Annotated in this window: 16 protein-coding genes and 1 other annotated feature; all 16 genes read right to left on the reverse strand. The window is 42.2% G+C overall.

The genetic code is table 11. The annotated features are described in order from the left end of the window. Nucleotides 1-233 precede the first annotated feature (233 nt). The 16 genes from rpoC to cysE all read right to left on the reverse strand — a co-directional run bounded on the left by rpoC (nucleotide 234) and on the right by cysE (nucleotide 16,111). The gene (gene rpoC / locus MGG13_RS10575; protein WP_133431841.1) at nucleotides 234-3,851 is read right to left on the reverse strand and encodes a DNA-directed RNA polymerase subunit beta'; all 3,618 of its coding nucleotides are present in this window, start codon (nucleotides 3,849-3,851) and stop codon (nucleotides 234-236) included. A gap of 78 nt (nucleotides 3,852-3,929) precedes the next feature. Beyond that, nucleotides 3,930-7,469, reverse strand: a complete 3,540-nt coding sequence (gene rpoB, locus MGG13_RS10580; protein WP_133431840.1) for a DNA-directed RNA polymerase subunit beta — start codon at nucleotides 7,467-7,469, stop codon at nucleotides 3,930-3,932. 186 nt (nucleotides 7,470-7,655) lie between these two features. After that, entirely contained in the window at nucleotides 7,656-8,255 is a 600-nt protein-coding gene (locus tag MGG13_RS10585; protein ID WP_239034841.1) for a class I SAM-dependent methyltransferase, read from the reverse strand. Between the two features lie 67 nt (nucleotides 8,256-8,322). Further along, the gene (gene rplL, locus MGG13_RS10590) at nucleotides 8,323-8,685 is read right to left on the reverse strand and encodes a 50S ribosomal protein L7/L12 (protein WP_133431838.1); all 363 of its coding nucleotides are present in this window, start codon (nucleotides 8,683-8,685) and stop codon (nucleotides 8,323-8,325) included. A gap of 34 nt (nucleotides 8,686-8,719) precedes the next feature. After that, nucleotides 8,720-9,280, reverse strand: coding sequence for a 50S ribosomal protein L10 (gene rplJ / locus MGG13_RS10595; protein WP_239034842.1), 561 nt, complete (start codon nucleotides 9,278-9,280; stop codon nucleotides 8,720-8,722). 33 nt (nucleotides 9,281-9,313) lie between these two features. Beyond that, nucleotides 9,314-9,438, reverse strand: a sequence feature (ribosomal protein L10 leader region). Between the two features lie 34 nt (nucleotides 9,439-9,472). Beyond that, on the reverse strand, nucleotides 9,473-10,168 hold the full coding sequence (gene rplA, locus MGG13_RS10600) for a 50S ribosomal protein L1 (protein WP_133431836.1): 696 nt from the start codon (nucleotides 10,166-10,168) through the stop codon (nucleotides 9,473-9,475). Nucleotides 10,169-10,264: 96 nt separating this feature from the next. Further along, entirely contained in the window at nucleotides 10,265-10,687 is a 423-nt protein-coding gene (gene rplK, locus MGG13_RS10605) for a 50S ribosomal protein L11 (protein ID WP_133418118.1), read from the reverse strand. Between the two features lie 138 nt (nucleotides 10,688-10,825). Continuing rightward, nucleotides 10,826-11,371, reverse strand: coding sequence for a transcription termination/antitermination protein NusG (nusG, locus tag MGG13_RS10610; protein WP_133431835.1), 546 nt, complete (start codon nucleotides 11,369-11,371; stop codon nucleotides 10,826-10,828). Nucleotides 11,372-11,382: 11 nt separating this feature from the next. Then, nucleotides 11,383-11,559 (reverse strand): preprotein translocase subunit SecE, encoded by a 177-nt coding sequence (secE, locus tag MGG13_RS10615; protein ID WP_420827898.1) that lies wholly within the window; start codon nucleotides 11,557-11,559, stop codon nucleotides 11,383-11,385. A gap of 11 nt (nucleotides 11,560-11,570) precedes the next feature. After that, on the reverse strand, nucleotides 11,571-11,711 hold the full coding sequence (rpmG, locus tag MGG13_RS10620; protein WP_208001760.1) for a 50S ribosomal protein L33: 141 nt from the start codon (nucleotides 11,709-11,711) through the stop codon (nucleotides 11,571-11,573). A gap of 48 nt (nucleotides 11,712-11,759) precedes the next feature. After that, on the reverse strand, nucleotides 11,760-12,374 hold the full coding sequence (locus MGG13_RS10625) for a sigma-70 family RNA polymerase sigma factor (protein WP_239034843.1): 615 nt from the start codon (nucleotides 12,372-12,374) through the stop codon (nucleotides 11,760-11,762). 74 nt (nucleotides 12,375-12,448) lie between these two features. After that, a complete protein-coding gene (locus MGG13_RS10630; RefSeq protein ID WP_133431833.1) occupies nucleotides 12,449-12,967 on the reverse strand; it encodes an NYN domain-containing protein in 519 nt (172 codons plus the stop codon). Further along, nucleotides 12,967-13,701, reverse strand: a complete 735-nt coding sequence (gene rlmB, locus MGG13_RS10635) for a 23S rRNA (guanosine(2251)-2'-O)-methyltransferase RlmB (protein ID WP_239034844.1) — start codon at nucleotides 13,699-13,701, stop codon at nucleotides 12,967-12,969. Before rlmB ends, MGG13_RS10630 begins: the two co-directional genes overlap by 1 nt. After that, nucleotides 13,698-14,099 carry a Mini-ribonuclease 3 gene (locus tag MGG13_RS10640; protein ID WP_239034845.1) on the reverse strand — a complete coding sequence of 134 codons (402 nt, stop codon included), beginning with the start codon at nucleotides 14,097-14,099 and terminating at the stop codon, nucleotides 13,698-13,700. Before MGG13_RS10640 ends, rlmB begins: the two co-directional genes overlap by 4 nt. Continuing rightward, a complete protein-coding gene (gene cysS / locus MGG13_RS10645; protein WP_133431830.1) occupies nucleotides 14,092-15,486 on the reverse strand; it encodes a cysteine--tRNA ligase in 1,395 nt (464 codons plus the stop codon). Before cysS ends, MGG13_RS10640 begins: the two co-directional genes overlap by 8 nt. Next, a complete protein-coding gene (gene cysE / locus MGG13_RS10650) occupies nucleotides 15,470-16,111 on the reverse strand; it encodes a serine O-acetyltransferase (protein WP_133431829.1) in 642 nt (213 codons plus the stop codon). The genes cysS and cysE overlap by 17 nt, the downstream gene beginning before the upstream one ends. Nucleotides 16,112-16,267: the final 156 nt, after the last annotated feature.

Consider the following 16,267-nt stretch of genomic DNA (forward strand, 5'->3'; position numbering starts at 1 on the left):
CTTCACTTGCTGCTGAAATGACAGACAAAAAACGAATCCATCATGGATTCGTTTATGCGATTTATCAATCTATACATACAACAGACACTTTGTTACCTATTATACCAAAATGGATAACTGTATTCTATGTATATATATTAGAACGACTTAATCTTATACAATTTATATACCCATTTTTAAGCTTTATTAAAAAGAAAACCTATCAATCTAAAGATTGATAGGTTTCCTCTTTATTATTCAGTCACAAACGCTTCTTCTGGTTCAAATTCCGGAGCATCTTTTTCGTATTCAACGCCTGAATAACGTCTCATACCTGTACCTGCAGGAATTAATTTACCGATAATAACGTTCTCTTTAAGACCGAGCAAGTCATCACGTTTACCTTTGATTGCAGCATCTGTTAACACACGAGTTGTTTCCTGGAATGATGCAGCAGATAAGAAACTTTCTGTTTCAAGTGATGCTTTTGTGATACCCAGTAAGACTGGTTTCGCTGTCGCTGGGCGTTTTCTGTTTTTGAAGACTTCGCGGTTGGCATCTGTGAAGACATGGATGTCGACAAGTGCGCCTGGTAAGAGTTTCGTATCGCCTGCTTCAATGATGCGGACTTTACGTAACATCTGACGAACCATTACTTCAACGTGTTTATCTGAAATTTCTACACCCTGCATACGGTAAACTTTCTGTACCTCTTTAAGCAGGTAGCTTTGCGTCGCATTCAGGCCTGCTACAGCAAGTAATTCTTTAGGCTCGATAGAACCTTCAGTCATCACTTCACCGCGGCTGACTTTTGTGCCGACTTCTACTTTCAGACGAGCTGTCGCTGGTGCTAAGTACGGACGTACTTCGTTTTCACCTTTAACTTTGATTTCCTGCATACGGTCTTTAACGATATTGATTTCAACGACTTCACCGTTGATTTCAGAGATGATCGCCTGACCTTTAGGGTTACGCGCTTCGAATAATTCCTGGATACGCGGTAAACCTTGTGTAATATCGGCTCCGGCTACCCCACCTGTATGGAAGGTACGCATTGTAAGCTGTGTACCTGGTTCACCGATAGATTGTGCAGCAATTGTACCGACTGCTTCGCCGACTTCCACTTTTTCACCTGTTGCCAAGTTTTTACCGTAACATTTTTCACATACACCGTGACGTGTGTTACATGTGAAGGCTGAACGGATATGCATTTCTTCAATACCTGCATCCACAATTGCTTTTGCGATTTCAGGTGTGATCAGTTCGTTTGCTTTAACAAGGATTTCTTTTGTTTCTGGATGACGTAATGTCTCACGAGAATAACGTCCTTCTAAACGTTCGATGAATGGTTCGATTAACTCTGAACCTTCGCGGATAGCTGAGACTAAAAGACCACGGTCTGTTCCACAGTCTGCTTCGCGGACGATGACATCTTGTGCCACGTCTACAAGACGACGTGTTAAGTAACCTGAGTCAGCTGTTTTCAGGGCTGTATCGGCAAGACCTTTACGAGCACCGTGAGTAGAGATGAAGTATTCAAGTACTGTCAGACCTTCACGGAATGAAGATTTGATTGGTAACTCGATGATACGACCAGCCGGGTTGGCCATCAGACCACGCATACCCGCAAGCTGCGTAAAGTTAGATGCGTTACCACGGGCACCAGAGTCACTCATCATGAAGATCGGGTTAAGATCATCAAGAGAGTTCATCAGGCGAGACTGGATTTCATCTTTTGCTTTTGTCCAGATATCGATAACTGCAGCGTAACGTTCGCTTTCAGTAATTAAACCACGTGTGAACTGTTTCGTTACTTTATCGACTTTTTCTTCTGCTTCACCGATGATTTGTTGTTTATCCGGTAATACCACGATATCAGATACACCTACTGTGATACCCGCACGTGAAGAATAACGGAAACCTAAGTCTTTCATTCTATCAAGCATCATTGATGTATCAGTGATGTGGAAGCGATTGAAGACTTCAGCAATGACTTGTCCTAAGAACTTTTTGTTGAATGGTTTAACAAGCGGTGTGTTTTCCAGATATTTCAGTAATCCTTCTTCTGGAATATCCGTTGCATCAACAAAGTACTGTTCAGGTGTTTTTTCTTCAAGGTTTGTCAGTGTCGGTTCGTTGATGAATGGGAACGATTCCGGCATGATTTCATTGAAGATAACTTTACCGACGCTTGTAATCAGAAGTTGTGTATTCTGCTTATCTGTAAATGTCGGATTATTGAATGATGATGCGCTCACTGCGATTCTTGAATGTAAGTGAACGAAACCATTTGTATAAGCTTTGATGACTTCATTTGTATCTTTGAAGATACGTCCTTCGCCAATAGAACCACGACGCTCAAGCGTCAGGTAATAGTTACCTAAGACCATATCCTGAGACGGTGTAACAACTGGTTTACCATCTTTCGGGTTCAGGATGTTCTGTGCAGCAAGCATCAGCATACGCGCTTCAGCCTGAGCTTCTTTAGATAATGGTACGTGAACGGCCATTTGGTCACCATCGAAATCGGCGTTGTAAGCAGTTGTTACAAGCGGATGCAGACGGATCGCACGTCCTTCTACAAGAGTGGGTTCGAAGGCCTGGATACCTAATCTGTGAAGCGTCGGTGCACGGTTTAAAAGAACTGGGTGCTCACGGATAACGTCTTCTAATACGTCCCATACTTCAGCATCCATACGCTCAATTTTACCTTTAGCGTTCTTGATGTTTGTAGCGATTTCACGTTCTACAAGTTCTTTCATCACAAACGGCTTGAATAATTCAAGAGCCATTTCTTTAGGAAGACCACATTGATACATTTTAAGGTTTGGACCTACGACGATAACTGAACGACCTGAATAGTCAACACGTTTACCAAGTAAGTTCTGACGGAAACGACCTTGTTTACCTTTTAACATATGAGATAAAGATTTAAGTGGACGGTTACCTGGCCCTGTTACCGGACGACCACGACGACCATTATCAATCAGAGCATCTACTGCTTCTTGCAGCATACGTTTTTCATTCTGAACGATGATGCCAGGCGCGCCTAAATCAAGAAGACGTTTCAGACGGTTGTTACGGTTGATGACACGACGATATAAATCGTTCAAGTCACTTGTCGCGAAACGACCACCGTCAAGCTGAACCATCGGACGGATTTCCGGTGGAATGATCGGCAGTACGTCTAAAATCATCCAAGATGGATCATTACCTGAGTTACGGAATGATTCCACTACTTCAAGACGTTTGATCGCTCTTGTTAAACGCTGACCTGTTGCTGATTCCAGTTCTTCACGTAAAGATTTCAGTTCCTCATCAAGATTGATTGTTGTCAGTAAATCTTTGATGGCTTCTGCACCCATCTTAGCAGTGAACTGACCTGGGAATTTATCATAATACTCACGGTATTCACGTTCTGACAGTAAAGATTTTTTCTCAAGACCTGTCGGACCTGGGTCAATCACTGCATAAGAAGCAAAGTAAATGACTTCTTCAAGTGAACGAGGAGACATATCGAGTAAAAGACCCATACGGCTCGGAATACCTTTGAAGTACCAGATATGTGATACTGGCGCTGCAAGTTCGATGTGACCCATACGTTCACGACGAACCTTAGATTTCGTTACTTCTACGCCACAACGGTCACAGACCATTCCTTTGTAGCGGACACGTTTGTATTTCCCACAGCTACATTCCCAGTCTTTAGTAGGTCCGAAAATCTTTTCGCAGAATAAACCGTCTCTCTCTGGTTTTAATGTACGGTAGTTAATTGTTTCTGGCTTTTTAACTTCACCAAAACTCCATGAACGGATTTTTTCAGGTGAAGCGAGACCTATCTTCATGTAATGAAAGTTATTTACATCAATCAAAGCCCTACCTCCTCAAGTTTTTATATTAAAAGTGTCTAAAGAAGAGGCTACGCTCTTCTTTAAGGCACATCGTCAGAATTACTTCTCAGTCACTTCAGTTTCCTGAGGCATGTTTAAGTTGATTTTTGTATCAGCATAATCGTCATCCTCAAGGTCACGCATTTCGATTTCTTCGTCTTTGTTATCCATTACTTTAACGTCGAGTCCTAAACTTTGAAGCTCTTTCATTAATACGCGGAATGATTCTGGAACACCTGGTTTCGGAATGTTCTCACCTTTAACGATCGCTTCGTAAGTTTTCACACGGCCGACTGTATCATCTGATTTGTAAGTCAGGATTTCCTGTAATGTGTAAGCAGCACCGTATGCTTCCAGTGCCCATACTTCCATCTCACCGAAACGTTGTCCACCGAACTGCGCTTTACCACCCAGCGGTTGCTGCGTAACAAGTGAGTATGGTCCAGTAGAACGTGCGTGAAGTTTGTCATCTACCATGTGAGCAAGTTTCAGCATGTACATAACACCTACAGAAACACGGTTATCGAATGGTTCACCTGTACGGCCATCGTAAAGAACGGTTTTACCGTCACGTGCCATGCCTGCTTCTTCGATTGTTGACCATACGTCTTCATCGTTCGCACCATCGAATACTGGTGAAGCAACGTGAAGACCTAAGTTTTTCGCAGCCATACCTAAATGTAATTCAAGTACTTGTCCGATATTCATACGTGATGGTACCCCAAGTGGGTTAAGCATGATGTCAATCGGTGTACCGTCTGGCATAAACGGCATGTCCTCTTCAGGTAAGATACGGGAGATAACCCCTTTATTACCGTGACGACCACACATTTTATCCCCAACGTGGATTTTACGTTTTTGAACGATATAAACACGAACTAACTGGTTAACACCAGGAGATAATTCATCGCCATCTTCACGATTGAAGACTTTAACGTCAAGCACGATACCGCCGGCACCGTGAGGCACACGTAATGAAGTATCGCGGACTTCGCGGGCTTTTTCACCGAAGATCGCATGTAATAAACGTTCCTCAGCTGTTAATTCAGTCACACCTTTAGGCGTTACTTTACCCACTAAGATATCACCATCTTTAACTTCAGCACCAACATAAATGATACCGCGATCATCTAAGTTTTTAAGTGCATTATCAGAAACGTTTGGAATATCACGTGTGATTTCTTCAGGTCCGAGTTTAGTGTCACGCGCTTCTGATTCATATTCTTCAATATGGATAGAAGTATAAACGTCGTCTTTTACAAGACGCTCGCTCATGATAACAGCATCCTCGTAGTTATAACCGTCCCAAGTCATGAAACCGACTACGACGTTACGTCCAAGTGCCATCTCGCCAAGTTCCATAGAAGGACCATCTGCTAAGATTTCACCTTTCGTTACGACGTCGCCTACTGCTACGATAGGGCGCTGGTTGTAACATGTACCTGAGTTTGAACGAGCAAACTTAGATAATTTGTAAGTATCTAAATCTGTTTCGATTTCTTTACCGCCTTCTTCTACGATACGACGGATTTTGATTTTACGGGCTTCAACGTGTTCAACACGTCCTTTATACTTCGCAACAACTGCCGCACCTGAGTCACGGGCTGCTACGTGTTCCATACCTGTTCCGACAAATGGTGCTTCCGGATTCATTAACGGCACTGCTTGACGTTGCATGTTCGCTCCCATTAAGGCACGGTTAGAGTCATCGTTTTCTAAGAACGGAATACATGCTGTCGCTGCTGATACAACCTGTTTAGGTGATACGTCCATGTAATCCATGCGAGTACGAGCCATTTTTGTGTTATCTCCGCGGAAACGGCAGACAACTTCATCATCAAGGAAATGACCTTCGTCATCAAGACGTGAGTTCGCCTGTGCCACAACGTAAGCATCTTCTTCGTCTGCTGTTAAGTAGTCAATCTGATCTGTTACACGATTCGCTTCGATATCTACTTTACGATACGGTGTTTCAATGAAACCGAACTCATTGACACGCGCATAAGAAGATAAAGAGTTGATCAGCCCGATATTCGGACCCTCTGGTGTTTCAATCGGACACATACGACCATAGTGAGAATAGTGAACGTCACGGACTTCCATACCAGCACGCTCACGTGTTAAACCACCGGGTCCTAATGCAGAAAGACGACGTTTATGCGTTAACTCTGCTAACGGGTTTGCCTGGTCCATGAACTGTGATAACTGAGAACTACCAAAGAATTCTTTGATAGAAGCAATCACTGGACGGATGTTGATGAGCTGCTGTGGTGTGATAGATTCAGTATCCTGAATACTCATACGTTCACGTACAACACGCTCCATACGAGAGAGACCAATACGGAACTGGTTCTGCAGTAATTCGCCAACTGAACGAAGACGACGGTTACCTAAGTGGTCGATATCATCAGTGAAACCGACACCGTGTAATAAGTTGAAGAAATAGCTGATTGAAGAAATAATATCAGCAGGTGTGATACTTTTCACTTCATCATCCGGGAACGCATTACCGATGATGGTCGTCGTACGTTTTTCTTCATCACCAGGGATATAGACTTTAACTGACTGGATTTCAATCGGCTCATCTAACAGACCATTCTCAAGTTCATAAACTTTGAGGTTGGCATTGTTTTCAAGTACATCAATAATCTGATCGAGGTTACGACGATCAAGAAGTGTACCTTCTTCAGCCACAATCTCGCCTGTTTCGATATCTACAATCGGTTCAGCAAGTGTCTGGTTGAACAGACGATGCTTAAGATGAAGTTTTTTGTTCATTTTATAGCGACCAACGCTCGCTAAATCATAGCGTTTTGGGTCGAAGAAACGAGAATACAGTAAGCTTCTCGCATTATCTACTGTAGGTGGTTCGCCCGGGCGAAGACGTTCGTAGATTTCAAGTAAGGCAGACTCAACTGAATCAGTATTATCTTTATCAAGCGCATTGCGTAAGTATTCGTTATCGCCTAATAAGTCTATGATCTCCTGATCACTTGAGAAACCTAATGCACGTAAAAGGACAGTAATAGGTAACTTACGTGTGCGGTCAATACGAACAAAGACGATATCTTTCGCATCTGTTTCATATTCAAGCCAAGCACCACGGTTAGGAATGACAGTTGCACCGAAACTTACTTTACCGTTTTTATCTACTTTATCATTGAAGTAAACAGATGGTGAGCGGACAAGCTGAGATACGATAACACGTTCTGCACCATTGATAACGAACGTTCCTGTATCAGTCATCAGTGGGAAATCACCCATGAATACTTCCTGCTCTTTTACTTCTCCTGTTTCTTTAATGATCAGACGAACTTTAACGCGGAGCGGCGCAGAATAAGTCGCATCACGGTTTTTCGCTTCATCTAAGTCATATTTAGGTTCGCCAAGTCTATAGTCTACAAACTCTAATGACAGATTGCCTGTGAAGTCTTCAATTGGAGAAATGTCTCGGAACATTTCAAGAAGTCCTTCTTCAAGGAACCACTCATAAGATTTCGTTTGAATCTCGATTAAGTTCGGTAATTCTAAAATTTCGGAGATACGCGCGTAACTTCTACGCTGACGATGTCTTCCGTACTGGATAAGTTGACCTGTCAACAGATTCACCCCTCAAAGATTGTAATGACTCACCAGCTCATAAGACAAAAAGAAAACGGAATCCATATTAACTCCATTTTCGAAATATATGACTGTCTTCATCTTGCTAATACGAGCTAGAAAAGTACATACTTATTGAATTTAAAATTTAACATTCTATTACTATAACAGACGGCAACTTTCCAGTCAACCTTTTACACTCTTTAATATATAATAACCTTTATCTTTCGTCAGGACTTCTACATTGCCAAATAAACCTTCCATCCGTTTTTTCGCTGATGGCATGCCCTGCTTTTTCTGAATAACGACATACAGGGCACCTGCGTCTTCCAGCCGTTCATAACTCTGATCAAGAATCTGGTTGACGACTTCCTTGCCGGCACGAATGGGCGGGTTTGTCAGGATAGCATCAAAAGTTTCTTCAACCTGACTGAGTGCATCACTTTTGTAGATGTTGACGTTATCGATATGATTCGTGCTCGCATTTTCTTCTGCCAGACTAAGGGCGCGTGCGTTAACGTCTACCATATGAACAGCACTGTCAGTGTAGACACTCGCAATCATGAGACCAATCGGACCGTAACCACAACCGACGTCCAGAATTTTTGAGTAACGTCTGTCTTCCTGCAGAAAAGCACGGACGAGCACATTTGATCCGAAATCGATGCTGCCTTTTGAGAATACCCCGCTGTCAGTCTTCAGTTTCAGTTCATGCGTTTCATATGTATAAGTAAAATGGACAGGGTTTGATACGACATCCTGTTCTTCACTGTAATAATGGCTCATGCTGCACTCCTTTATATAAAAATAAAACCCGTTATTATCATAACGGGTTTTTTCATGGAAGTGGTAATTATTTAACTTCTACAGTTGCGCCAGCTTCTTCTAATTTAGCTTTTAATTCTTCAGCTTCGTCTTTAGAAACGCCTTCTTTAACTGCTTTAGGAGCGTTATCAACTACTTCTTTAGCTTCTTTTAAGCCAAGGCCAGTTGCTTCTTTAACAGCTTTAACAACTTTAATTTTTGAAGCGCCAGCAGATACTAATTCAACTGTGAATTCAGTTTGTTCTGCTTCAGCAGCGCCGCCAGCTGCACCAGCTGCTGCTACAGGAGCTGCTGCTGTTACACCAAATTCTTCTTCAATAGCTTTAACTAAGTCGTTTAATTCTAATACTGACATTTCTTTGATTGCATCGATGATTTGTTCTTTAGTCATGATTTATTTCCTCCATTTTTTGTTTTAGTTTTGTTTATGCTTCTGTTTCTGTTGTTTCTTCAGTTGCTGGTGCTTCTTCAGCTGCAGGAGCTGCTGCTTCTGTACCAGTTTCTTTTTGTTCACCTACTGCTTTAACAGCATAAGCGAAGTTTCTCATTGGTGCTTGTAATACTGAAAGTACCATAGAGATAAGACCTTCTTTTGATGGTAAAGAAGCGATTGCTTTAACTTCTTCAACAGAAGTCACTTTACCTTCGATGATGCCGGCTTTGATTTCTAATTTATCGTTTTCTTTAGCGAATTCAGCAATAATTTTTGCTGGCGCTACAACTTCTTCATTAGAGAATGCGATTGCGTTAGGGCCTGTTAAGAATTCTTCAATTCCTTCAACACCTGCTGCTACAGCTGCACGACGAACTAAAGTATTTTTGTATACTCTGAATTCGATGCCTGCTTCGCGAAGTTGTTTACGCAGTTCAGTTACTTGAGCAACTGTTAATCCACGATAGTCAACGATGATTGTAGATACTGAATTTTTAAATTGTTCAGTGATCAAATCCGCTTTTTGTTGTTTGATTTCAACTGTTTTAGACATTCTGACACCTCCATTAAGATTTTCGTGCTTTTTTAATAAATTAAAAAAGCACTTTTCACCCATGGTAAAAAGTGCTTGAAGATTCAAGTCAATTTTCACCTCGGCAGGATGATTAAGCACATGGCCCCTGCTGTCTTAGGTTATAAATACAGATTACACTATAACGTGTAATCTGATATTTGTCAATATGAATTAGTTACGGATTTCAGCTGGATCAATTTTGATACCAGGGCCCATAGTAGTAGAAACTGCTACAGTTTTGAAGTAAACACCTTTTGATGATGCTGGTTTAGCTTTTGCTAAAACATCTTTAAGTGTGTTGAAGTTTTCAACTAACTTAGCTTCATCAAATGATACTTTACCGATCGCCGCATGAACGATACCTGCTTTTTCAGCACGGTATTCAACTTTACCTGCTTTGATTTCCTGAACCGCTTTTGTTACGTCCATTGTTACTGTACCTGTTTTAGGGTTAGGCATTAAACCTTTAGGTCCTAAGACACGTCCAAGTTTACCCACTTCACCCATCATATCAGGTGTTGCAACGATAACATCGAAATCGAACCAACCTTGGTTGATTTTGTTGATGTACTCAGTATCACCAGCGTAGTCAGCACCTGCTGCTTCAGCTTCTTTAAGTTTTTCACCTTTAGCGAATACTAAGACACGTTGAGTTTTACCAGTACCGTTTGGCAGAACAACTGCACCACGGATCTGCTGGTCATTTTTACGAGTGTCGATTCCTAAACGGAATGCAACTTCAACTGAAGCGTCGAAGTTTACTGTGCTTGTTTCTTTTGCAAGTTTGATTGCTTCTTCTACTGAATAGAAGTTTTGAGCATCAACTTTTTGTACGGCTTCTTGATATTTTTTACCTTTTTTAGCCATTGTATTTCTCCTCCTTTAGTGGTTTTAGCGGAATTTCCTCCCACATTAATAACGCAAGAGCAGACGTCAGACGTCTGCTTTTCTTAAAACAATTAATTATTTAATTTCAAAGCCCATGCTACGAGCAGTACCAGCGATAATACGCATTGCTGCTTCAACGCTTGCTGCGTTTAAGTCTTCCATTTTTTCTTCAGCAATTTGACGCACTTGGTCTTCTGTTACTGTAGCAACTTTATTTTTATTAGGTTCGCCTGAACCTTTTTCAACTTTAGCTGCTTTTTTCAGTAAGACTGCTGCAGGTGGAGTTTTAGTAATAAATGTAAATGAACGATCTTCAAATACAGAAATTTCAACTGGAATGATTAAACCTGCTTGTTCTTGTGTACGTGCGTTAAATTCTTTACAGAATCCCATGATGTTCACACCCGCTTGACCTAATGCTGGACCAACTGGTGGTGCTGGATTCGCTTTCCCTGCAGGAATTTGTAATTTAACAACTTTAATAACTTTTTTAGCCACGATGTGCACCTCCTATAGTATCGTGATGTGGTCACAGGGTATGAGATTTACCCTCCCACTCAACAATCGTGTTTAGACACGACCCTAAGATAATATCATTTCTCAAACTATTTTTCAAGTGTATATTTTAATTTTTTATTATAATTTTTCAACTTGATCAAATTCTACCTCAACCGGTGTCTCACGGCCGAATAATTCAACAAGAACCGTTAACTTATATTTTTCAGCATCCATCTCTTTGATTTCGCCTACCTGATTAGTAAATGGACCTGTTGTAATACGGACCTGTTCGCCCACTTCAAGTTCAACATCAATGGTCTTCTCTGCCATACCCATTGATTTCAGGATAAATTTCGCTTCTTCCGGCAATAATGGGTTTGGCTTAGAACCTGCGCCTGCTGACCCGACAAAACCTGTTACACCTGGTGTATTACGCACGACGTACCATGATTCATCTGTCATCACAAGTTCTACTAATACGTACCCTGGGAATGTTTTTTTGAGTGATGTTTTACGTTTACCATCTTTAATCGTTGTTTCTTCTTCTTCAGGAATCACAACGCGGAAGATTTGATCCTGCATGTTCATGGATTCAAGACGTTTTTCCAAGTTATCTTTGACCTTATTTTCGTACCCGGAATACGTATGAACCGCATACCAATGCTTTTTACTTTCTTCTGACATGATGTGCCTCCTTAATTAATTAACTTGATTAGTTCTGTGATACCTAAATCGACTGCATAAAAGAATAAAATAAAGAATAAAACCGTAAGTACAACGATTGTTGTATCACGAACGACTTCTTTGCCGGTCGGCCAAGTCGTTTTTTTCATCTCTGATATGACACCCTGGAAGAAATTTTCTTTCTGCATGATATTGCCTCCTAAATTGACTCTTTGTGCATCGTATGTGCATCGCAAGTCTTACAGTATTTTTTCAGTTCCAGCCTTACTGCTGAATCCTGTTTTGTCGCCGTATAATTTCTGCTGCCGCATCTCGAACAGTTCATCGCTACTTTTTTCACTTTAACTCACCTTAATCTTATTTAATATAAAACCTAAAGAATTAATTGTCAACGCATCAACTGGGAGAGAACCTTTCTTCTGAGTCTTGCATGCGCGTTTCTGACAACGCGTTCTGACTTCTTTTCCTGCTCCATTACTTCAACGAGATCCCGTCCGTCGAGCAGGTGTTTTAGCAGCTTATACTCAAATGGACTTAAGCCGAGCGTAACCGGATTGATGAGCAACCATAATTCCTTATAAATACTATCACTCTCAGGTGAAGGCTTTAAGTCACTAAGTGTTTCTTCCAGAGTCTGTTCAGAGACCTGTTCATGGATGGGCTGCTGCAAACTGATGGATAAACGATACTGGCGGTTTTTCCTCGCCCAGTCAATCAATCGGTAGTGCAGGACCTTTAAGTAGTAGGGTCTGAAACTACCGCATTTTTCTTCGTTAAATTTTAGCGCTGAATGGTACAGCAGAATGAGCGCATCCTGATAGACTTCCTGTTTATCTAGATGCGGATAACGGCTGCTGCAATGTAGAATAAGAGGCTTTAAACGGGCCGTCAATGTTTCAAAGGCTGCTTCACTGCCCGTATTGATTTTTGAGACAAGACTTTCATCACTTTCAGCATGATAATCAGCAGGGTTTTCAAAAATATACAGCAGTAGAATATCCACAGAATACCTCTTTTTTCTTTTTATTCTACAATGCTGAATACACTTTTACAATTGTTACCATTAAGATAAAATATTTACTTATACCCTCTTCTTAATGCTTCAAGGCGCTCTTTTGTTTCTTCATCAATAGAGATGCGTATGCGTGGTTTATCTTCGTTGATATCTAGTAATTCCCGTTCCAGCAGTACTTTCTCTTCCTGTAATTCAAGGAGAAATTCTCTTGAAGAAATCCTGAGGGCACCTGACCCAAAAATCGTATGCTGTTCGGATAAGTCGCTCGTTACGACAGTGATACGCGTGATGTGCTTATCATACAGATCATAGACGAGTCGTTCAATGACAGCGTCTGCTGTTTCATCTCTCTTTGAGTAGATGACATGAATACCGTGAAAGTACTCCTTTGATTCCACGCCATTTGTATTGTAGGCATCAAAGACACACATCAGTTTCGTCTGCTGTCTAGCATTATAGTTCACGAGCCAGAGCAAGAGCGTCTTGCGGGCTTCTTCCAGCGATTCCTTTGCCACTTCCTTCAGTTCCTCGCTTTGACCGATGACGTTATAACCGTCGATGATCGTATAATGTGTTTTCATCAATCAAGCGGTGTGCGCTTTCTATAAACTTCATACATCAGAAGACTCGCTGCAACTGAAGCATTTAAGCTGTTCACATGTCCGATCATCGGTAGATGGACAAGAAAATCACATTTATCTTTCACTAATCGGCTCATCCCTTCGCCTTCAGAGCCTATGACGATAGCAAGAGGCATCCCCGCATCCATCTGACGATAGTCAACAGACTTCTTGGCATCTGTACCGCAGACCCAGAATCCTGCTTCTTTCAGTCTGTCAATTGTCTGCGCAAGATTCGTCACGCGCATAACAGGTACATGTTCAATTGCACCCGTCGATGCTTTAACGACTGTAGAATTGAGTGTGACAGAACGGCGCTTCGGAATGATGACACCATCAACACCGATTGCGTCAGCAGTTCGTATAATAGAACCCAGATTATGCGGATCTTCCAGTCCATCCAGAATCATCACCGTAGATAGTTTCCCTTGAACAGTCTCCAGGAAATCCTCGAGTTCTGTATATTCGTATGGTGAAATCTGTGCTGCGATGCCTTGGTGAGGCACGTCACTCATCTGGTCCAGTTTATTTTTAGGGACCTGCTGCACCATGATTTTACGTTCTTTTAAAATATCCAGAATCGGTTTAATCTGCTGTTTATTGATGCCTTCCTGAATATATACTTTATTGATTTCACGGTCAGACTGCGCTGCACTTTTGACCGCATGGCGACCTACAATGATATCTTCATTCATTTCGGTTCTCTCTCCTCGCAGAGTTCAACTATTTTATCAAGCAGAGCCTGAAGCCGTTCGTCTTCTCCTGAAAGTTTCAGGTAGCCGATGACCGCTTCAAGTGCTGTACTCTTCTTATAAGTCAGAACATCTGTATTTTTAGCTTTCGTATGGCTCTTTGCGTTCCGTCCTCTCATCAGGACGTCGTGCTCCGCTTCCGTAAAGTACGCTTCAGCGACAAGGGCATCGAATGTCTGTGCCTGACTCTTCGCTGAGACATAGAACGTCGATGCACGATGTAACGTGTTCGGCTTCGCCTGCAGTTTCATGATGACATGCGTTCTGATATGCAGATCAAGCAAAGCATCACCTAAATAGGCTAAAGTGAGCGGATTATATAGATGCGCCTGATTAGCCACGACGGAATCTCACGCCTTGCGCTGTATCTTCAAGAATGATGTTCTTGTCTTTCAGCAAGTCACGGATTTCATCAGCACGGGCAAAGTCTTTATTCTTTCTTGCTGTCTGACGTTCTTCGATCAGTGCTTCGATATCCGCATCAAGCAGTTCTTCTTTTTTATCGAGCGTTACCCCGAGGACGCCGCTGATTGCCTCGAATACTTCGATAAAGCGGCTGATCACGGCCTGATCGGTTGTCGTACGTTGATTATAGACATTTGCAAGCTTAGCGAGCTCATACCAGCTTGTCACTGCATTTGCGGTATTGAAATCGTCGTCCATCGCTTCTTCAAAACGGCCAAGAATCTGATTGATGTCTTCAATAACAGTCTGATCATCAGCAATATCAACAGACATCGCCTGACGTTCTTTTAACGCCTGATAAGCATGCTGAATACGTTCAAGACCTGCTTTCGCGCTCGCCACAAGCTCCATGTTGTAGTTGATCGGGTTACGGTAGTGGACACTGATCATAAAGAATCTGAGCACATCCGGGTCTACTTCTTTGATGATGTCATGTACTAGAATAAAGTTACCGAGCGATTTACTCATCTTCTCGTTATCGATATTGATGAAACCGTTATGCATCCAGTAACGCGCAAATGTTTTATCATTATGTGCTTCTGACTGCGCGATTTCATTCTCATGGTGCGGGAATGCGAGGTCACTGCCGCCCGCATGGATATCAATCGTATCGCCGAGCATCTTACGTGCCATTACTGAGCATTCTATATGCCAGCCTGGTCGCCCTTCACCCCATGGACTTGTCCATTTAATTTCACCTGGTTTAGCCGCTTTCCAGAGCGCAAAGTCAAGGGCATCATCTTTCAGTTCACCTTGCTGAATACGCGCGCCGACTTTCAGCTCATCGATAGACTGCTGACTGAGTTTACCGTAGCCGTCGAACTTTCTCGTACGGAAGTAAACGTCACCGCCACTTTCGTATGCATAGCCCTTATCAATCAGCGTGTCGATAAAGACGATGATGTCATCCATATGATCCATCACTCGTGGATGCGCCGTTGCAGGCTTGCAGTTCAGTGCCTGTGTATCCTCAAAGTATGCTTCGATAAAGCGGTCAGCGACTTCAGGAACCGTTGAACCCAGTTCTTTCGCTGCCTTGATTAATTTATCGTCCACATCTGTAAAGTTTGAGACATAATTGACCTCATAACCTTTATATTCAAAGTAACGACGGACTACATCAAAACTGATAGCAGGACGTGCATTACCGATATGGATATAGTTGTAGACGGTCGGTCCGCAGACATACATTTTCACTTTGCCTTCTTCAAGTGGTACAAACGGTTCCTTCTTACGGGTCAGCGTATTATATAATGTAATCATCAATAATCTCTCCATTCTTCACGCCGTCAATATGGCGTTCAAGTTCTTTTAGTTTCTCATACAATGGATCTGGTAATTTTGTATGGTCAAAGCTCTTACCTACACGTTTGCCGTGCTGCTTGACGATATGGCCCGGGATCCCGACAACCGTACAGTAGTCAGGGACATTTCTCAGCACGACAGAGTTTGCGCCTACGTTGACGTTATTGCCGACCTGAATATTCCCAAGTACTTTAGCGCCTGCTGCAATCAAGACGTTATTGCCGATATCGGGATGTCGTTTGCCTGATTCTTTACCCGTTCCACCGAGCGTGACGCCTTGATAAATCGTCACATTATCGCCAATGGTGCAAGTCTCCCCGATTACAATACCCATACCATGGTCAATAAACAGTCTGCGTCCGATTTTAGCACCAGGATGTATCTCGATACCTGTCATAAATCTGGATATCTGACTGATGACTCGGGCAGAGAAGAAGCGTTTTCTGTTATAAAGTTTGTGGGCGACCAAGTGCCACCAGATTGCATGCAGACCTGAATAAGTCAGGAACACTTCGACACTGCTTCTCGCCGCCGGATCCTGTTCAAATACCATCGCAATATCCTCTTTAATTCTTGCGAACATGATTCACCATCCCCTTAAAATAAAAAGACACCTCAGACGATTTAACGTCAGAGGTGTCTGTCATCAACACGGTTCCACTCTTCTTCAAATGGCAGAGCCATTCACTCATTTAAGTATGAAGTTAGTTACGGAAGGTGCATTCAATCAATCCTGCCA

This window comes from Macrococcus brunensis (genome assembly GCF_022343725.1).
Taxonomy (GTDB): Bacteria; Bacillota; Bacilli; order Staphylococcales; family Staphylococcaceae; genus Macrococcus; species Macrococcus brunensis.